We start from the raw sequence: 17,379 nt of genomic DNA, 5'->3' as shown, positions 1-17,379 counted from the left end.
CCATTAGCAAGGGATTCCCCGCTCCCGCGGAATGCCCGAAGCATGAAAACCGATCCTGATCCGCAGGAGACCCAGGAGTGGCTCGAATCGATGCGCGCGGTCGTCGCGGTCGAAGGACCGGATCGTGCGCGCGAACTGCTCGAGCGGCTCGTCGATGAAGCGCAGCGCGGCGGCGCGCATGTGTCACTCGGCCTGGAAACGCCGTACGTCAATACGATTCCGCCGAATAAAGAGCCGCCGATGCCGGGCGACCCCGAGCTGGAAGCGCGGCTCCGGCACTACGTGCGCTGGAACGCGATGGCGATGGTCGTGCGCGCGAACAAAGTGAGTTCGGAGCTCGGCGGGCACGTGGCAACCTTTGCATCGGCCGCGACGCTTTACGACGTCGGCTTCAATCACTTCTTCCGTGCTCCGTCCGAAACGTTCGGCGGCGACATGGTCTTCTTTCAGGGTCACAGTTCACCCGGTATTTACGCGCGCGCGTTTCTCGAAGGACGCATCACGCACGAGCAACTCGAGAACTTTCGGCAAGAGGTCGACCACAAAGGCATTTCGTCGTATCCGCACCCGTGGCTGATGCCGGACTTCTGGCAATATCCGACGGTCTCGATGGGCCTGGGGCCGATCATGTCGATCTATCAGGCGCACTTCATGCGCTACGTCCACGATCGGGGTTTTCGTGATACGACCGGGCGAAAAGTGTGGGCGTTCGTCGGCGACGGTGAAACCGACGAGCCCGAAACGCTGGGGGCGATCTCACTCGCCGGACGGGAAAAGCTCGACAACCTGATCTGGGTGATCAACGCGAACCTCCAGCGTCTGGACGGACCGGTGCGCGGCAACGGCAAGATCATCCAAGAGCTCGAGCGCGTCTTCCGCGGCGCCGGTTGGAACGTCATCAAAGTCATTTGGGGCAGCGGTTGGGACAAGCTGCTCGATAACGACGCAAGCGGACGGCTCGTACAATTGATGAACGAGACGGTCGACGGCGATTATCAGACGTACAAATCGCGCAACGGCAAATACGTGCGCGACGAGTTCTTCGGCCGCTATCCGGAAACCGCGGCGCTGGTCGCCGATTGGAGCGACGACGAGATTTGGGCGCTGATGCGCGGCGGACACGATCCGGTCAAGGTGTATGCCGCCTACAAGGCCGCGGTCGAACACACGGGCGAGCCGACGGTCATTCTCGCCAAGACGATCAAGGGCTACGGCATGGGCGACGCCGGCGAAGGGCTCAACATCGCGCACCAAGCCAAGAAGATGGACGTGGAAGATATGCGGGCGTTCCGCGATCGCTTCTATCTGCCGATCAGCGACGCGGAGATTCCGAACGTCCCGTTTTATCATCCGCCGGAAGACTCCGAGGAGATGCGCTACTTACGCGAACGGATCAAGGCGCAAGGGTCGCTGCCGCAGCGCCGCCGCAAATCCGAATCGCTTGCCGTTCCCGAGCTTTCCGCCTTCGATGCGCAACTGCAGAGCACGGGCGATCGCGAAATCTCCACCACGATGGCATTCGTGCGGATTCTCAACACGGCGACGCGTGATGCGACCATCGGTCCGCGCATCGTGCCGATCGTCGCCGACGAATCGCGCACGTTCGGCATGGAGGGGATGTTCCGGCAACTCGGCATCTATTCGTCGATCGGTCAACTCTATCACCCGCAAGACGCCGAGCAGCTGATGTGGTACCGCGAGGACAAGCACGGCCAGATTCTTCAAGAAGGTATCAACGAGGCCGGTGCGATCTCGTCCTGGATTGCCGCCGGCACCTCGTATTCCAACCACGATCTGCCGATGGTCCCGTTCTACATCTTTTACTCGATGTTCGGATTTCAGCGCGTCGGCGACCTGGCGTGGGCGGCCGGCGACTCGCGCACCCGCGGTTTCCTGCTCGGCGGAACGTCCGGCCGCACGACGCTCAACGGCGAAGGACTTCAGCACGAGGACGGACACAGCCAAGTCTTCGCATCGTTCATTCCGAATTGCCGCAGCTACGACCCCACCTACGGATACGAAGTCGCGGTGATCATCCAGGACGGCCTGCGGCGCATGCTGACCGAGCAAGAAGACGTGTATTATTACATCACGCTCCTCAACGAGAACTATACGCACCCGGCGATGCCTCAGGGCGCGGCCGACGGCATCCTGCGCGGCATCTACTTGCTGCGGGACGGCGGCAAGGCGGCGAAGAATCAGCCGCGCGTCCAACTGATGGGCTGCGGCGCGATCCTGCGCGAAGTGTTGGCCGCAGCCGATCTGCTCGCCGGCGACTGGAACGTTGCAAGCGACGTGTGGAGCGTAACCAGTTTCAACGAGCTGGCACGGGACGGGGTGGAATGTGCGCGCCAGAACCTGTTCCATCCCGAAGCCAAGCCGCGCGTACCATACGTTGCGAGCAGCCTAGCCGGACGCGACGGTCCGGTCGTTGCTTCCACCGACTACATCCGGCTGTTCGCCGAATCGATCCGCCCGCATTTGGGTGGCCGGCGCTACGCCACGCTCGGGACCGACGGATACGGCCGCAGTGACTACCGGCGCAAATTGCGCGCGTTCTTCGAAGTCGACCGTCACTACGTCGCGGCCAGCGCGCTGCACGCGCTCGCGCAGGAGGGGACGATCGATGCGAGCGTGGTGAGCAAGGCGATCGCCAAGTATGGTATCGATCCGGCCAAAGCCAATCCGGTAACGGTGTAAACGGTCATGGCTGATACGCTCGAAGTCCGCGTCCCCGACATCGGTGATTTCAAGGACGTGCCGGTAATCGAAGTCCTGGTCAAGCCGGGCGATCGCATCAAGAAAGACGATTCGCTCGTCACGCTCGAGAGCGAAAAGGCGTCGATGGAAGTGCCGAGCGAGCGCGAGGGCGTGGTGAAAGACGTCAGCGTGAAGGTCGGCGACAGAGTTTCGAAAGGTACCGTGCTGCTGACGCTGGAGGGTGCGCCCGCCGGGCGGGCTCCTCAGGATGACAAAGCGCATCACGCCGAGGTGCAACCCGAAGAGTCGCCTCGAAGCGCGGGTGCGCAAACCATCGAGCTGCGCGTTCCCGATCTCGGCGATTTCAAAGACATTCCGGTCATCGACGTCTTGGTCAAGCCGGGCGATCGCATCGAAAAAGAAGCGCCGCTCGTGACGCTCGAATCCGAAAAAGCCTCGATGGACATTCCCGCGAGCGCCGGCGGCACGATCGAAGACGTGCGCGTGAAAGCGGGCGACAAAGTCTCACGAGGAACGGTGATCGCTACGATCGTCGCCCCGAGCGTGGGCGGTCCGTCGTCCTTCGAGACGCCCGCTGCGCGGGCTCCTCAGGATGACGTGCCCCAGCCGCCAAAAGCGCCATCGAACGGCATCATTCACGCAAGTCCGGCGATTCGCCGGTTCGCGCGCGAGCTCGGCGTCGATCTCCACGGGGTGAGCGGGAGCGGTCCGCACGGACGCGTCACCCGCGAAGACGTGCAGGGCTTCGTCAAACGCGCGCTCACGCAAAGCGGCGCGAGCGCCGGCACGGCAACGTTTGCGGGTCTGCCGGCGTGGCCGAAAGTCGACTTCGCACAATACGGGCCGATCGAGCGCAAGCCGCTGCCGCGAATCAAGAAGTTTTCTGGACCGAATCTCCATCGCAATTGGCTGCAGATCCCGCATATCACAAATTACGACGAAGCCGACATTACCGATCTGGAAGTCTTTCGGAACGAAGTGAACGCGGAGCAGAGTAAGACGGGCGCTGCGAAACTGACGATGCTCGCCTTTCTGATCAAAGCATCGGTAGCTGCGTTGGCGCGCTATCCCGACTTTAATACCTCGCTCGACGGCGAAGAGTTGGTCTACAAACGATACTACAACGTCGGCTTCGCCGCCGACACGCCGAACGGCTTGGTCGTTCCCGTGCTCAAGGACGCCGATAAGAAAGGCTTGCTCGAGATCGCGCGAGAGAGCGCGGAACTTGCGGCCAAAGCGCGCGACGGCAAGCTCGGCATGGCGGAGATGCAGGGCGGAACGTTCACGATCTCATCGATCGGCGGCATCGGCGGCACGCAGTTCACGCAGATCGTGAACGCACCCGAAGTCGCGATCCTCGGCGCGACGCGCGCGGCCACCAAACCGGTTTGGGACGGCAGTGCGTTCGTGCCGCGGCTGATCCTCCCGATCAGCGTGAGTTACGATCATCGGGTCATCGACGGCGCAGGAGCTGCGCGATTCCTCGTATATCTCGCGTCGCTCCTGCGCGATTTTCGCCGCGTGTCGTTGTAGAAGCCCTTATGGCTTCGGGCTTGCGTACATCTGCCGGCGAAGAGCCGGGAGGTGGGGGGTTACGCCAGGTCGCGCCGTCAGCAAACTTGGCGAAGAGCTTTTGAGAAGTCACGACGAACCCTCCGTATTGTGAAGGAAGAGACCTCGGACGGCATCGCCTTCCTCACCGAACGCATCGATGCGGTCGAGCGCGAGCGCGACGCGTTGCTCGAGCGCTCGCAACTGCTCGAGCAGCTCGCGCGCTCGTTCGTCGACGTCATTGCCGCTCGGGACGAGCGGGAACTCGCCTCCCAGGCGCTACGTGCGGCGGTCGTCGGCCTCGGTTTTACCCGCTCGATCTGGTTTCGAATCGAAGGCGCACATGCGATGAGCGCGCTCTACGAACTCGACGGTCCGAGCGTCACCGAATCGGAGTACGGCGGCACTTTGCCCGAAGGGTCGACGCTTTACCGCGTGACTACCGGCGACAGCGACATCGTTACCGGATGGGCGAGCGACGCGGACGCGCCATTGTTCGATACACGGCGACGCTTTGCCGCGGCGTCGGTGCGCGCGGGGTCCGGCGATGCGTATCTCTTCTACGCCGACGGATCCAACGACCGCGGCGGATCGAGCTGGAGCCTCAACTCAATGCGGGAGCTGGCGCTGCATGCCTCGTTCGCGCTCGAACGCATGAGGCTCTCAGCCGAACTCGAACGCCTCGCGATGCACGACTCGCTCACCGGATTGTTCAACCGGCGCGCCTTGATGGAACGATTGGCGGCCGAGCTGCGCACGATCAATCGCACCGGCGAAACGCTCGCCTTCGCAATGATCGACATCGACGATTTCAAGCACATCAACGACACTCGCGGCCATGCCGGAGGCGACGCCGCGCTGGTGACGGTCGCAACCGTGCTTCGCACGCAAACGCGCGACATCGACGTGCCCGCTCGTTTCGCAGGCGACGAATTCTCGCTCATTCTTCCGCGCACCGATCGAGACGCCGCGCAGGCTGCACTCAAGCGTATCCTCGACGCACTCCGCACTCATGCCCTTTCGGCCTCGATCGGCGCCGCATTTGCGACGCCGGGAATGCCCCCGAGCGAACTGATGCGCCGCGCCGACGACGCAGTCTACCAGGCTAAGGCCGCGGGCAAGAATTGCTATTGCCTGGCCGATTGACGCTCGTAGCGATCGCACAGCTCGCGAGCATGCTCGAGCACGCCCGCACATAAAGAAAGCGGCTCGATCAGGTCGACCGCGTCGCCCCAGGTAACCAGATGTGAAATGGCCGCGCGTTCGCTCATGAAATCGACACAGAGGAGACGGTCCCCGCCGCGATCAATCCAACGCGTCGGCCAAAAGCCGGTAATCATGTCGACCGCGTCGCGCCGCACGCGCAGCGTCACGGGGAAGTGCTCCAGGCCCTCGCGCATCCGCTCCGAACTCGTGCGCCAGTACGCGTCGAGGTCGAAGGCCGCATCGCGCTCGAACCGTTCGCCGCGTTCGCGCACGTCACACATTCGCTCGACGCGAAAGCTGCGATAGCCCTCCGCCGTTCGCGCGACCAGATACCACACGCCCGCTTTAGAAACCAGCCCGTACGGCTCGACACCACGAGTCGTGCGCGCCTTTTGCCGGTCTTCGTAGACGATCTCGAGGCAGCGATCGTCCCACACCGCGCGGCGCAGCAATGCAAGCCGCTCGAGCGGCGGATCACTCTGATACCAGCGGCGCTGATCGATATGAATGCGGCCGCGCGCCTTTTCCGCCGCCTTGCGCTGCACGTCGGAGAATCCGCCGCGAAGCTTCTCGAGCGCGCGGTCCAGGTTGGCGCCCAAGCCAAGGTCGGCGAGGATCGCCGAACCGGAGATGAAGAGCGCGCGGACTTCGTCCTCGGCGAAGTGCGTGAGCGCCTTGCGGTATCCGTCGGCAAGTGCGATGCCGCCGTCGGGGCCACGCTCCGCGTAGACGGGCACGCCCGAAGCGCAAAGCGCATCGACGTCGCGGTAGATCGTGCGCTCGCAGACCTCGAGGCGTTTCGCCAAGTCGCGGGCGGTCCGGCGCGGAGCCGATTGGAGCAAGAGCAGCAGCGAGACGAGCCGGTCAGCCTTCATATCCGCAGCCTCGCAAACTTGACAGCAGGTGTCAAGTATGGGCTGCTAGGATCGAAATATGAGTAAAGCAACGGGTATCGACGCCGTCTATTATTCCGTGCGCGACGTCGCGCGCGCGAGCGCGTTCTATAAAACGCTGCTGGACGTGAGCGAAACCGTCTGGGAGAGCGAACACGGCGCCGAGTACGTCCTGGCCGATGGAACGGCATTCGGCATCGGCAAGCTCGCTGAGCACCGCGCCTCGGGGTGCGTGCTTTTCGCCGTGCCCGACCTCGAGGCGCTGCGCGGCCGCGTCGCGCAGCTCGGCGGAACGCTCGACGGTGAGGTGCGCACGCTACCGGTCTGCGTGCAGCAGTGGTGCTTCGATCCGGACGGCAACTCGTTCGTGCTCCATCAGCGCACGGTCTGAACGCCGACGATCCTCGACTTGAGCAGTCGCGCGCCGACGCGCGCGAGCAAGAGTCCGGCGAGGGCGGCGTACGCTAAGGGAAGCGCGTCGTCCATCGTTCGGGCCGGCCTGAGCGCGCTCACCCCAATGCCGAGCAGAATGGAGGCGCCGGCGATGAGACTGCGGCTTCCGTGGAGGATCCCGACGTAGCGCTCGTGCGGGTCGAGCTGATTCCAGCGCGCACGTACCCCGATCGAGTAGAGCACGCCTATCGCCAAGCCGCTAAGACCTTGGATGAGGAAATACACGAGAAAAGTCCAGATCTTGTCGAAATCGCTTTGTACGTGCACGAAGACCTGCACGAAATAGACCATCAGGCCGAGCGTCGAGAGCAAGAAGAAATTCAACACGATCGTGTACGGCCGCACCACGAAGTACACCGAAAATAGACGCTGGTGGTTGTACCAGATCGACGCAATCACGGCGTATGTCCACACGTATGCGACCATCCACCACGTATTGCGGATGAGCTCGGTGACGTGCTGTGGAATCACGAGGGTGAGGCTGAGGAGTGCGAGGCTGAACCCGATGACCACGTCGGAGAACGATTCCAACCGGTGGACTAAGCGCTCGTCACGCTCGTGCGTCGGCACGTGTCGCTAGTTCGAGTGATGCCGTAGCTGGCGCAAGACGTATTGTAATATCCCGCCGTGGCGATAGTACTCGGCTTCGTCGGGCGTATCGATCCGTACCAGCACCTTGAACTGCACCGATTTGCCGGTTTTCGGATCGGTCGCGCGCACGTGTGCGTGCATGCGCGGGGTGATGCCATGCTCGATACCGCTGATGTCGTAGAACTCCTCGCCGGTCAAGGCATAGGTCGAGCGATCCGCCCCGGCTTCGAACTGCAACGGGAGCACGCCCATCCCGATCAGATTGCTGCGGTGAATGCGCTCGAACGATTCGGCGATCACCGCCTTCACACCCAACAGATACGGGCCTTTGGCTGCCCAATCGCGCGAAGATCCCGAACCGTACTCCTTGCCGGCAAGCACGATGAGCGGGGTACCTTCTTCCTTATACTTCATCGCCGCATCGTAGATCGACATCTGCTCGTTCGAAGGAAGATGGCGGGTCACGCCGCCCTCGACACCGGGGACGAGCTGGTTGCGCAAGCGCACGTTGGCAAACGTGCCGCGCACCATCACCTCGTGATTGCCGCGCCGCGCGCCGTATGAGTTGAAATCCTTCGGCTCGATGCCGTGCGCGATCAGATACTTGGCGGCGGGTGAGGTTTTGGCGATGTTGCCGGCCGGCGAGATATGATCGGTCGTGATCGAATCGCCAAAGACCGCCAGCGCGCGCGCTTTCTTGATATCGTCAAGCGGCGCGGGCGCTTCGGGCATATTCTCGAAATACGGCGGCAGCTTCACGTATTCCGATTTCGGATCCCACGCGTAGCGTTCGCTGGGAGCCACCTGCAGCTTCGACCAATGTTCGTCGCCTTTGAAAACGTCGGCGTAGCGTTTCTTGAACATGTCGTCGTTTACACACGCCGTGACGGTCTTGGCAATCTCGTCGTTGGACGGCCACACGTCGCTCAAATAGACGGGCTTTCCGTCGCGGCCCGTACCGAGCGGCTCGCTCGTCAAATCGACGTCCATGCGCCCGGTGAGCGCATACGCGACGACCAGCGGCGGCGAGGCCAAGTAGTTCGCGCGCACCTGCGGATGGATGCGCCCCTCGAAATTGCGGTTACCCGAGAGTACGGCCGCAACGATCAAATCCTGTTCGGCAACGGTTTCGGCGACGTCGGCGGGCAGCGGGCCGGAATTCCCGATGCACGTGGTGCAGCCGTAGCCGACGATGTTGAAGCCGAGCTCGTCGAGATACGGCTGTAATCCGGCTTTGGCCAGATAGTCGGTCACGACTTTCGATCCCGGCGCGAGCGACGTCTTGACCCACGGCTGGCTGCGCAGGCCGCGCTCGACCGCGTTCTTCGCAAGCAAACCGGCGCCGATCAGCACCGACGGGTTCGAGGTGTTCGTGCACGAGGTGATCGCGGCGATCACGACCGCGCCGTCGCTCACGTCTTTCTTGGTGAGCGCGATCGTCGCGGTCTGGCTCCCGCCTTCGCCTTGCCAGCGCGAGACCGCACCGTTCTTACCTTCGCGCGCTTCCATCCACTCGTCCATCGCGGCGTTGAACGTGCGCTTCACGTCGCCCAAACTCACGCGATCCTGCGGACGGCGCGGACCGGCAAGATTCGGCTCGACGCCGGCCAGGTCGAGATGCAGCACGTCGGTATATTCGGCGTCAGGCATCGCATCCGTGCGGAAAAGCCCCTGCGCCTTCGCATACGCTTCGACCAGCGCGACGTGTTCGGGCGCGCGTCCGGTCAAACGCAGATACTCGAGCGTGCGGTCGTCGATCGGAAAGATCGCACAGGTCGACCCGAATTCGGGCGACATGTTGCCGATCGTCGTGCGATCGGCCACCGGCAGCGAGGAGAGTCCCTTGCCGAAGAACTCGACGAACTTGCCGACCACGCCCTTCTTGCGAAGCATCTCGGTAATCGTGAGCACCAGATCGGTGGCGGTGACGCCTTCGCGCAACTTGCCTTCGAGCCGCACGCCGATCACCTCGGGAATGAGCATCGTCACCGGTTGACCCAGCATCGCCGCTTCGGCCTCGATGCCGCCGACGCCCCAGGCCAGCACGCCCACGCCGTTGACCATCGTGGTGTGGGAATCGGTCCCTACCGCGGTGTCGGGATACGCGAGCGCGTTCTTCGCATCGAAGGCAAGGCCCGCGCCGCCGCCGCCGAAGACGACGCGCGCGAGATACTCGATGTTCACCTGATGCACGATGCCGGTGTCCGGCGGCACGGCGCGGAAACCGTCGAGCGCCGACTGCCCCCATTTCAAAAACGCGTAGCGCTCGCGATTGCGTTCGAATTCCAGCTCCGCATTTTTCTGAAGCGCGTCGTTCGAGCCGAAGTAATCGATCTGCACCGAGTGATCGATGACCAGCTCGACGGGCTGCAACGGATTGATCGCTTTCGGATCGCCGCCCATCGCCGCCATCGCATCGCGCATCGCGGCCAGATCCACGACGCACGGCACACCGGTAAAGTCTTGCAAGAGCACGCGCGCCGGGCGAAACGCGATCTCTTTTTCGGATTGCTCGCGTGGATTCCAGCGCGCCAGTGCTTCGATGTCGGCCCGCGTAACCGAACGCCCGTCTTCGAAACGAAGCAGATTCTCGAGCAGAATCTTCAAGCTGTAGGGCAAGCGCGCAAGCTTGGTGAGTCCGGCTTTTTCGACGGCGTCCAGACGGTAATACGTGTACGTGCGCTCGCCGGCGTGCAGCGTACCGACCGCATCGAAGCTTTTGACGTTCTGATTCATGGCAATAGGCGTATTTTGGGATCGCGCTCGGCGTAGCCTTCGATTGCCAGATGCAGTTCGCCGGACAAAAGTCGCCAGAGCGGATCACCCACGAGCGCCAAACGCCAGTGCGAGAGTTCGAGCGCGCGCTCGAAACTCGCGCGGTCACCGGGCGCCTCCCGTGCCACGCGATCGAGTGCCGCCCGCGGCACGAGCAGGCTCTGGGGAAGCTCGTGCTCCCGGGCGATTTCACCGACCAGGACGCCCATCATTGCCGCCAGCGTGTCGCGGCTGGGCCCGAGCGGGCGTGCCGGACGCTCCGGCAGTTGCTCTTCCGGGAGTGCTTCGGCGCGCGCTACGGCCTCGACGACGGCCGCGCCGAGCGACCGCCGCACGCCGGCGTCGAGCCGCCGAAGCTGGTCAAGTTCTTCGACGCGCTTCGGACGCAGGGTCGCCAGGCCCGAGACCACGTCGTCGGGGATGATGTACTTCGGGGGCAGGTCGCGCGCGCGCGCCTGCTCGTCACGCAATTTGACGATCTCACTGAGCACGGCGAGCTCACGCCGGCTCATGCGCATCGCTCCCGGCAGCCGCAGATACGCGCGCCGCTCGTCGCCGCGATAGCGCTCGACGTCGCCCAGCGACGCGCACTCCTCGGCGGCCCATTCGAGACGGCCCGCTGCCTCCAGGCGTGAAGCGAGCGTGCGGTGCATCGGGAGCAGATGCGCAACGTCATCGACCAAATAGTCGAGTTGTTTGGGTGTGAGCGGCCGCGTCGACCAGTCGCTCACCGTTTGCGATTTGGCCAACCGTAAACGTTCGAGGTCGCGCACGAGATCGGCCAGCGAGATCTGCATGCCGTAGCCGAGAAACGCCGCCGCAATCTGCGTGTCGAAGATGCTCGCGGGCACCCGATCGTAGCGATCGGCAAAGATTTTCAGGTCCGACGAGAGTGCATGACCGACGACCGTCACCGACGAGAGCGCGTCGATGAGCGGACGCAAATCGCGTACCGCCAGCGGATCGACGATCACCGCTCCTTCATCGAATGCCAGCTGCACGACCATCAGCCGCGGCGAGTAGGTGCGCTCGGTGTGAAACTCGGTGTCGAGCGCGACGTGCGTGCTGCGCGCGATCCGCTCGCACAGCAGCGCGACCTGCTCCGGCGTCTCGACCATTTCGATCGGGAGTGCTTTCACGGCGTGGGTTTCACTCGCACGCGATGCGGTAAATGCAGATGCGGCCGATGCGCCTCCCAGTACACGTGCGCGCGATACTCGTAACGATGGACCACCACGGTCACGCGATCGCCGAAGATCGCGAGAATGGTGCACAGCGGGACCGCGACCGCACACATCGTCCACACGTGTACCCAGACCGGCACGCGAAACGTCGCCGCGCTCGCCGTCGCGACGGTGCCGCCGAAACCCGGAATCAACCGAACGGCGATGAGAAATGCCGGCGAGCCGACCGGAAATCGTTTGACCCATCGCGGAACGCGTTCCAAATACGCGTCGAGGTCCAGCATCTGCGAGGCGCGCCGGTTGATCCAGTAGCCGCCGAGTGCGCCGAGCACGAGTCCGATCGCGCTGACGAGCGAGCCTTTCACCGGGCCGAAGATGGCGCCGTTCATGATCGCCAGCGCATCGGTCACGGAGAACGGGGCCGATGCGACGATCGCGAAGATCACGATTGCGAGTGGATACGCCGAGAGTCCCAGCGAGCGGATTTCACGTTCGACCAGGGGTTGGAAACGAATGACGAGCGCAGCCAGCAAGAACGAGGCTGCGAGCATCGCAATCGCTCCGAGGCGCTTGGCGATCGGGTTCAACCGGGGAAAGGCACGATGCGGACGATTATCACGGTGCTGTGCGGAGTTGGTCTCTACGCCTCCCTTTTCATGCTGCGTAAGGGAATTCGGGCCGAGCGGGGCGAGCTCACCGAGCGCAGCGTCGTCCAGACGCCGCGGGCGCGGCTCTTCGGGGGTGTTCCGAACGCCCTCATCGGCACGGCGTACTACCCGGCGCTCGCGATCGCGGTTTGGTTCGCGACCGAGCGGACCGAAATGATCGTGATCTTCGCTGCGGCGCTTTTTGCCGCGGCTGTTTCCGCGGTGCTCGCGTATTCATTGCTCTACGTCACAAAAATGCCGTGCGTCTACTGTTGGACGTCGCACCTGGTCAACTGGACGCTCGCGGTCTGCACCGCGCTATTGCTCGCGTAGTGAATCGATCAATGCCCGATAGCTCGGGTCCTCCGTCGGACGGCCGCTGAACCAGGCGTCGAGAATCTCGCGCGCGACCTCCGGCGCGGTTGCGCGCAGGCTCAGCGCCAAGACGTTCGCATCGTTCCATTCGCGCGCAGCTCGCGCCGTGACGGCATCGCCGCACAAGGCAGCGCGGATGCCGCGAACTTTGTTGGCGGCGATGCTCGCGCAGCCAGGCGTCGATCGCGCCCGTCAATTCGGTCGCTTCGTCACTCGCGAACGCGACGCGCATCAGGAGCCGCTTACGAGTGCACGATCGTGATGACGTCGGCGTTGAGCGAACCGTCGGGGTTGGCGTGTCCAACCACGTCGACCACCTGCCCGGGCTCGAGGCTCGCACCGCGCGGATCGATCACCGTGCCTTGATGGAGATGCACGTCACGATAGACGTTGAGCGGCATCCGAATCTGCAAATCGAAGCGATGGAAGTACGTCACCGCACCGCGGCTGTGATTCGGATCGATGCCGTACGGCGCGGCGGCGTCTCCGGCCAGCCGCGTCACGATGTTTTCGACCGCGTTGATCGCAGCCGGCGGAATCGTCGGTTTCGGCGTCGTCTGCGCGGCTGCAGCGAGCGGGAAGGCGAACAGGATGGCCGCGGCGGCGGCAACAACTCGCACATTCATAACGATGAAACGATACCTCTCGAGAACCTGGTTCCCGCATTGCGCTTAGCGGCGACCGTAGTCCTGGTGCGTGCGCACCAGGCGGGGCTCGAAGTCCTCATGCTGCGCCGCAGTCCGGCCAGCCCGTTCATGCCGGGCGCCTTCGTCTTCCCCGGAGGTGCGGTCGACCCCGAAGACTATGCTGCGGGACCGGCCTCCGGTTGGAACGATTCGCGGATCGCGCGTGAGTTTCGTGCGCAGCTTCCGCGCGAACTCTCGGTCGATCAACCCCCTGTCAGCTTGCGTGACGCGCACGCGCTCGTGCACGCCGCCGCGCGTGAAGTTCGTGAAGAGTCGGCCATCGCGATCGACGCGGATACGCTCGCGCTCTTCTCCCATTGGATCACGCCGCCCACGGAGTCTCGGCGCTACGACACGCATTTCTTCGTTGCGCCCGCGCCGGCGGGAGCCACGGCGCTCGCCGATCGGATCGAGACGCTTGACGCAACCTGGATCGCGCCGCTGCGCGCGCTCGAGGCATTTGCCGCCGGCGCGCTGCAACTCGTCTATCCGACCATCAAACATCTCGAGCGCTTTGCCGCGTTCGCCGACGTGGACGCCCTCTTGGCCTACGCGCGCGGCAAACCGATCGTCACGATCATGCCGAACCGGAAGCCCGATAAAGGGTTCGTTCTGCCCAGCGAGTTAGAGGGCCGGTGGTGAGCCGTATTGCGCTGGTCCGCGCCCCGAATCCATCGCCGATGACGCTGACCGGAACCAACTCGCACGTCATCGACGCGGGCGACGGTGAAGCGATCGTGATCGATCCCGGGCCCGTCATCGAGCGCCACCTCGACGCGCTGGTTGCGAACGCGCGCGAACGTGGATTGCGGATCACGACGATCGCGGTGACGCACGGTCATCCCGATCATGCGCCGGCCGCGGCGCCGCTCGCCGCTCGCACCGGCGCGACCGTATGGGCGCATCCGAATTCGGACACACCGCACGATCGCGCGTTCGACCTCGACGGCGAACTGCGCGCCGGCCGCAGCGCGCTGCGCGTCGTCGATGCGCCGGGCCACACCTTCGAGCATGTCGTGCTCTACGACCCGCTCGAGCGCGCACTCTTTACCGGCGACGTGATCTTGGGAGAGGGACCCGTCGTCATCGCGCCGCCGGGCGGCGCAATGCGCCCTTACCAGCGCACGTTGCAACGATTGCGCGACGACTTTCAGCAAGCGCAGCGGATCTATGGCGGACATGGCCCGATCGTCGAGGACGCGCGTGCGAAGATCGACGAGTACATCGAGCACCGCAAGATGCGCGAGACCGAATTGATCGATGCGCTGGCGCGCGGGCCGATGACGATTCCGCAGCTCGTCCTGGCGATCTACGGCTCGCAGCGGCCGATGCTCTGGCCGGCGATGGCGCGCCAGCTCCTCGCTTACCTGATCGCGCTGACCGCGGAAGGGAAGGTTCGCGCAAGGCCGCTGGACCGGCCGATGACGGACCGCGAAAACACGATCCTCAATCCCCGGTGGGAATCGATCGTCGGAGCCGAACACGCGCCGGTGATCGCGGCGGAGCTCGGCGCGATGCTCAAGCTCGACGCACTCTACGAGTACAGACTCTCACCCTGAGCCGCCAACCGCTCACGCCTGTCGATGGGTTCGCTCGTACGTTTTAGCAAGATGCTGCCATGCGAAAGTTCTGGGCTTACGCTTCAACAATTCCCTGATAGATGTTCACGAATGCAGCGACGACCTCGTCGCCCGTAGCGAATGGGAGAGCCTGCTCAGCAGCGAGAGATGCGAGCTCGATTCTCCACGCCGGCGGGATGTCGATCGCTGGCGGCCACGCATGCTCGGCGCGCTGTTGAAAGACGCGAATGCAGGCGGACTGCACTGCTTTCGGATCGAGCTGACCGAGCATGTCGACAAAAACGACGTCAAGGATGTCTCTTGCGCGGTTCTCGCCTTCGACGACTCGTGGATTTGTGCTCGCGTGGAGCTTCTGTGCGATCTGAATATCGAGCGTAATACAGCGGACTGGCGACGTAACCGGAATACCGAGTTCGGCAACGCCTCTGATCGCCGGCGCAACAAGATCTACCGTCGATTCATCAGCGGAGCCGAGGTCAATCTGTATTGTTTGGAAACCGCGGGCGCGGTAGGCTATCGCGACATCAACGCGCACGGTATCGACACGTTCTAGGTCATGCGGGACTTTCACGCGGAACGTGAATTCATCGAATCCTAGCGCGGCTGCGCGCTCAAAGGCCGCAAACCGGTCGCGGCGGGTATTGCCGCGCAGGCCAACGTCCATATCCTTCGTGGTACGGGCCCGATCTGCGAATCGAAGCTCGAGTGCCGCACCGCCCTTGAGGTGATAGTCAGCAATGACGCCTTCATCGATCGCTCGTTGGAGCACGCCGCATAACGCGAGAAACGAGACCCAACGGCGCAGCCTGAGTTCGTCGACGTCAGCCTCTCTCGCAACTCGGTAAAGGGCCTTGTCGAGCCGCTCACGCGCCACGTACGTTTTTCAATTCCTTGGTCAGCCGGCGACTTTCGATTTCAGAAATAAAGCCTTCGTGGCGCGCTTGCACAACGGCGTCGGCAGCAAAACGCAAGTTGCCGCTTCGCGCAAGATCGAGAACCGTTCGCGGGACGGATGTGACGGGCAGACCCTCGTGTTCGATGACGTCGCTGCTGTCGAGAATCGCCCGATGGATCACTATCCGCGCGGGCGCAGTGCGTCGGAGTCGAGCATGCGGCGGAACCGTGAGCTGGATCGTCGCCGGGTTCGCATCGGTAAGGCCGAGGACCGCGAGGGCCGTCTCGTGGGAAAGAGCCACGCGCGGGCCGCGATGCGATTGGGCCCAGAGAATCGCTTCGCGATACGGGGAGAGCGAATCGCGATGCGAATGGACGAGTCGGTAGACGCCCCGCGAAATGCGCTCCAGCCGGCCGCGTTCGGCCATACCGGCAAGGGTTCGCCGGCTGATCCCGGCTTCGGCCGCGGACCGAGTGGTCACGAGGCCTTCATTTTCGGCTGCGAGTTCTAGGAGGGCATCGAGGTGGCTTTGAGGCACGGTCAAAATGTTACCATAACAGTGACATTCTGACAACCGATCGCCGACGCGTCAGACTCCGTTCGGCGCCGACAAGCGGACGTCTCGGACGACAACGACGCCAGTAGCTTAAGGCAGTCCGGCGCTTCCGGTCCAGACGGCGATAGGCTACCGGCGCAAGCGCCAGTGGGGAGAACGCGTGCGCAGCCGACTGGATGCCCAGAATATGAGGGCTTCCATCTTCATAGGAGCGAGACAGCTCTCGCGACTATGCTCCCCACGGCTCCGGACCCCAATACCGGGGGTCCCAACTCCGAAGCGTCAATCGATCTTCAAAACGATTTTGCCGAACTGCTCGCCGCGGGCCATGCGTTCGGCCGCCGCCACCACGTCATCCATCGCGTAGACGCGATCGATCGACGGTTTGATTTCGTGCTTTGCCACGAAGGCGAGCATCGCGCGGAAATCGGCCGGGCTGCCCATCGACGTCCCGCGAACGTCCAGATGATTCCAAAAGATCGGAAAGATGCGGATCGTCGCCTCGGGACGCGTACCGCCGTAGAGTACGACGCGCCCGCCGGTCCGCACGACGCCGAGCGCTTTGTTCAGCGTGTCGCCGCCGGACGAGTCGACGACCAGGTCGACTTCACCGCGCCGCAGGCGCTTGTGCCAATCGGGATCTTCGCGGTAGTCGAGCATTACGTCGGCGCCGAGCTCACGGGCTCGCTCGAGCTTTTCCTTGCTGCCCGAGGTGACGATCGCACGCGCGCCGGCCGCCTTTGCAAAGAGCAACACGAAGGTTTGCACGCCGCCGCCGATGCCCGGAATCAACACCGTTTCGCCGGCGCGAAGTTCACCGCGCGTGAACGTCGCGCGATACGCGGTCAGTCCGGCCAGCGGAAGCGCCCCCGCCTCTTCCATCGATAAGTGCGACGGCTTCGGATAAACGTTCTCTTTCGGCACCGCTACGTATTGCGCAAAGGTGCCGTCGTGCGGCATGCCCAGGATCGAGGCGTTCGCGCCCCACACGCGCGGATCGTCGCCCCAATCGAGCATCGGATCGATCACGACCTCTGCGCCGCTGCGTTCGACCACGCCGGCACCGTCGGAACCGAGGGTACGCGGCAGCGCGATACCGGGATAGAGGCCCTGGGTGATGAACACGTCGCGTCGATTGAACGCGGCGGCTGCGACGCGAACCAATTGCTCTGCCGCCGTGGCAACCGGGCGGTCGATTTCGTCGACGCGTAAATTCTGCGGGCCGCCGATCTCGTGCAGCCGTACGGCCCTCATCTTCGTGCTCAT

Annotated in this window: 17 protein-coding genes; 7 read left to right on the top strand and 10 right to left on the bottom strand. The window is 63.7% G+C overall.

The features are described from left to right. The first annotated feature begins 42 nt into the window (after nucleotides 1-42). The 3 genes from aceE (at nucleotide 43) to VMF11_03935 (ending at nucleotide 5,418) form a co-directional block, all read left to right on the top strand. Entirely contained in the window at nucleotides 43-2,700 is a 2,658-nt protein-coding gene (aceE, locus tag VMF11_03945; protein HTU69452.1) for a pyruvate dehydrogenase (acetyl-transferring), homodimeric type, read from the top strand. A 6-nt stretch (nucleotides 2,701-2,706) separates the two neighbouring features. Continuing rightward, a complete protein-coding gene (locus tag VMF11_03940; GenBank protein HTU69451.1) occupies nucleotides 2,707-4,254 on the top strand; it encodes a dihydrolipoyllysine-residue acetyltransferase in 1,548 nt (515 codons plus the stop codon). A gap of 129 nt (nucleotides 4,255-4,383) precedes the next feature. Then, complete coding sequence (locus VMF11_03935) at nucleotides 4,384-5,418, top strand: GGDEF domain-containing protein (GenBank protein HTU69450.1); 1,035 nt, start codon at nucleotides 4,384-4,386, stop codon at nucleotides 5,416-5,418. Here the strand turns inward: VMF11_03935 and VMF11_03930 are convergent. Further along, entirely contained in the window at nucleotides 5,400-6,353 is a 954-nt protein-coding gene (locus VMF11_03930) for a WYL domain-containing protein (GenBank protein ID HTU69449.1), read from the bottom strand. The two genes, VMF11_03935 and VMF11_03930, sit on opposite strands and share 19 nt — an antisense overlap. A gap of 58 nt (nucleotides 6,354-6,411) precedes the next feature. On the opposite strand from VMF11_03930, the gene VMF11_03925 reads away from it, so the two are divergent. Continuing rightward, entirely contained in the window at nucleotides 6,412-6,762 is a 351-nt protein-coding gene (locus VMF11_03925; GenBank protein ID HTU69448.1) for a VOC family protein, read from the top strand. Here the strand turns inward: VMF11_03925 and VMF11_03920 are convergent. The 4 genes from VMF11_03920 to VMF11_03905 are packed head-to-tail and all read right to left on the bottom strand — an operon-like array spanning nucleotide 6,747 to nucleotide 11,925. Then, nucleotides 6,747-7,394: a TMEM175 family protein gene (locus tag VMF11_03920; GenBank protein HTU69447.1), complete on the bottom strand. Its 648-nt coding sequence runs from the start codon at nucleotides 7,392-7,394 to the stop codon at nucleotides 6,747-6,749. The genes VMF11_03925 and VMF11_03920 overlap by 16 nt on opposite strands. Nucleotides 7,395-7,400: 6 nt before the next feature. After that, on the bottom strand, nucleotides 7,401-10,151 hold the full coding sequence (gene acnA, locus VMF11_03915; protein ID HTU69446.1) for an aconitate hydratase AcnA: 2,751 nt from the start codon (nucleotides 10,149-10,151) through the stop codon (nucleotides 7,401-7,403). Beyond that, on the bottom strand, nucleotides 10,148-11,329 hold the full coding sequence (locus VMF11_03910; GenBank protein HTU69445.1) for an HRDC domain-containing protein: 1,182 nt from the start codon (nucleotides 11,327-11,329) through the stop codon (nucleotides 10,148-10,150). Before VMF11_03910 ends, acnA begins: the two co-directional genes overlap by 4 nt. Next, nucleotides 11,326-11,925, bottom strand: a complete 600-nt coding sequence (locus VMF11_03905) for a VTT domain-containing protein (protein HTU69444.1) — start codon at nucleotides 11,923-11,925, stop codon at nucleotides 11,326-11,328. The genes VMF11_03910 and VMF11_03905 overlap by 4 nt, the downstream gene beginning before the upstream one ends. Before the next feature lie 51 nt (nucleotides 11,926-11,976). Between VMF11_03905 and VMF11_03900 the strand changes: the two genes are divergently transcribed. Continuing rightward, on the top strand, nucleotides 11,977-12,354 hold the full coding sequence (locus VMF11_03900) for a vitamin K epoxide reductase family protein (protein HTU69443.1): 378 nt from the start codon (nucleotides 11,977-11,979) through the stop codon (nucleotides 12,352-12,354). Here VMF11_03900 and VMF11_03895 read toward each other — a convergent pair. Together VMF11_03895 and VMF11_03890 are read right to left on the bottom strand one after the other, a co-directional pair. Further along, entirely contained in the window at nucleotides 12,340-12,558 is a 219-nt protein-coding gene (locus VMF11_03895; protein ID HTU69442.1) for an RpiB/LacA/LacB family sugar-phosphate isomerase, read from the bottom strand. The two genes, VMF11_03900 and VMF11_03895, sit on opposite strands and share 15 nt — an antisense overlap. A gap of 80 nt (nucleotides 12,559-12,638) precedes the next feature. Beyond that, a complete protein-coding gene (locus VMF11_03890) occupies nucleotides 12,639-13,022 on the bottom strand; it encodes a hypothetical protein (GenBank protein HTU69441.1) in 384 nt (127 codons plus the stop codon). A gap of 66 nt (nucleotides 13,023-13,088) precedes the next feature. Here VMF11_03890 and VMF11_03885 point away from each other — a divergent pair, with 66 nt between their 5' ends. Beyond that, nucleotides 13,089-13,724: an NUDIX hydrolase gene (locus VMF11_03885; GenBank protein HTU69440.1), complete on the top strand. Its 636-nt coding sequence runs from the start codon at nucleotides 13,089-13,091 to the stop codon at nucleotides 13,722-13,724. Next, nucleotides 13,721-14,641: an MBL fold metallo-hydrolase gene (locus tag VMF11_03880; protein ID HTU69439.1), complete on the top strand. Its 921-nt coding sequence runs from the start codon at nucleotides 13,721-13,723 to the stop codon at nucleotides 14,639-14,641. The genes VMF11_03885 and VMF11_03880 overlap by 4 nt, the downstream gene beginning before the upstream one ends. Nucleotides 14,642-14,717: 76 nt before the next feature. On the opposite strand, the gene VMF11_03875 is transcribed toward VMF11_03880, so the two are convergent. The 3 genes from VMF11_03875 to VMF11_03865 all read right to left on the bottom strand — a co-directional run bounded on the left by VMF11_03875 (nucleotide 14,718) and on the right by VMF11_03865 (nucleotide 17,379). Then, nucleotides 14,718-15,536: a nucleotidyl transferase AbiEii/AbiGii toxin family protein gene (locus VMF11_03875; protein HTU69438.1), complete on the bottom strand. Its 819-nt coding sequence runs from the start codon at nucleotides 15,534-15,536 to the stop codon at nucleotides 14,718-14,720. Beyond that, a complete protein-coding gene (locus tag VMF11_03870; protein HTU69437.1) occupies nucleotides 15,526-16,095 on the bottom strand; it encodes a type IV toxin-antitoxin system AbiEi family antitoxin domain-containing protein in 570 nt (189 codons plus the stop codon). Before VMF11_03870 ends, VMF11_03875 begins: the two co-directional genes overlap by 11 nt. A gap of 300 nt (nucleotides 16,096-16,395) precedes the next feature. After that, a complete protein-coding gene (locus VMF11_03865) occupies nucleotides 16,396-17,379 on the bottom strand; it encodes an NAD(P)-dependent alcohol dehydrogenase (GenBank protein ID HTU69436.1) in 984 nt (327 codons plus the stop codon).

It is taken from the genome of Candidatus Baltobacteraceae bacterium, from assembly GCA_035502855.1.
Classification (GTDB): Bacteria; Vulcanimicrobiota; Vulcanimicrobiia; order Vulcanimicrobiales; family Vulcanimicrobiaceae; genus Aquilonibacter.
This window is presented reverse-complemented; position numbering and strand designations above follow the sequence as displayed.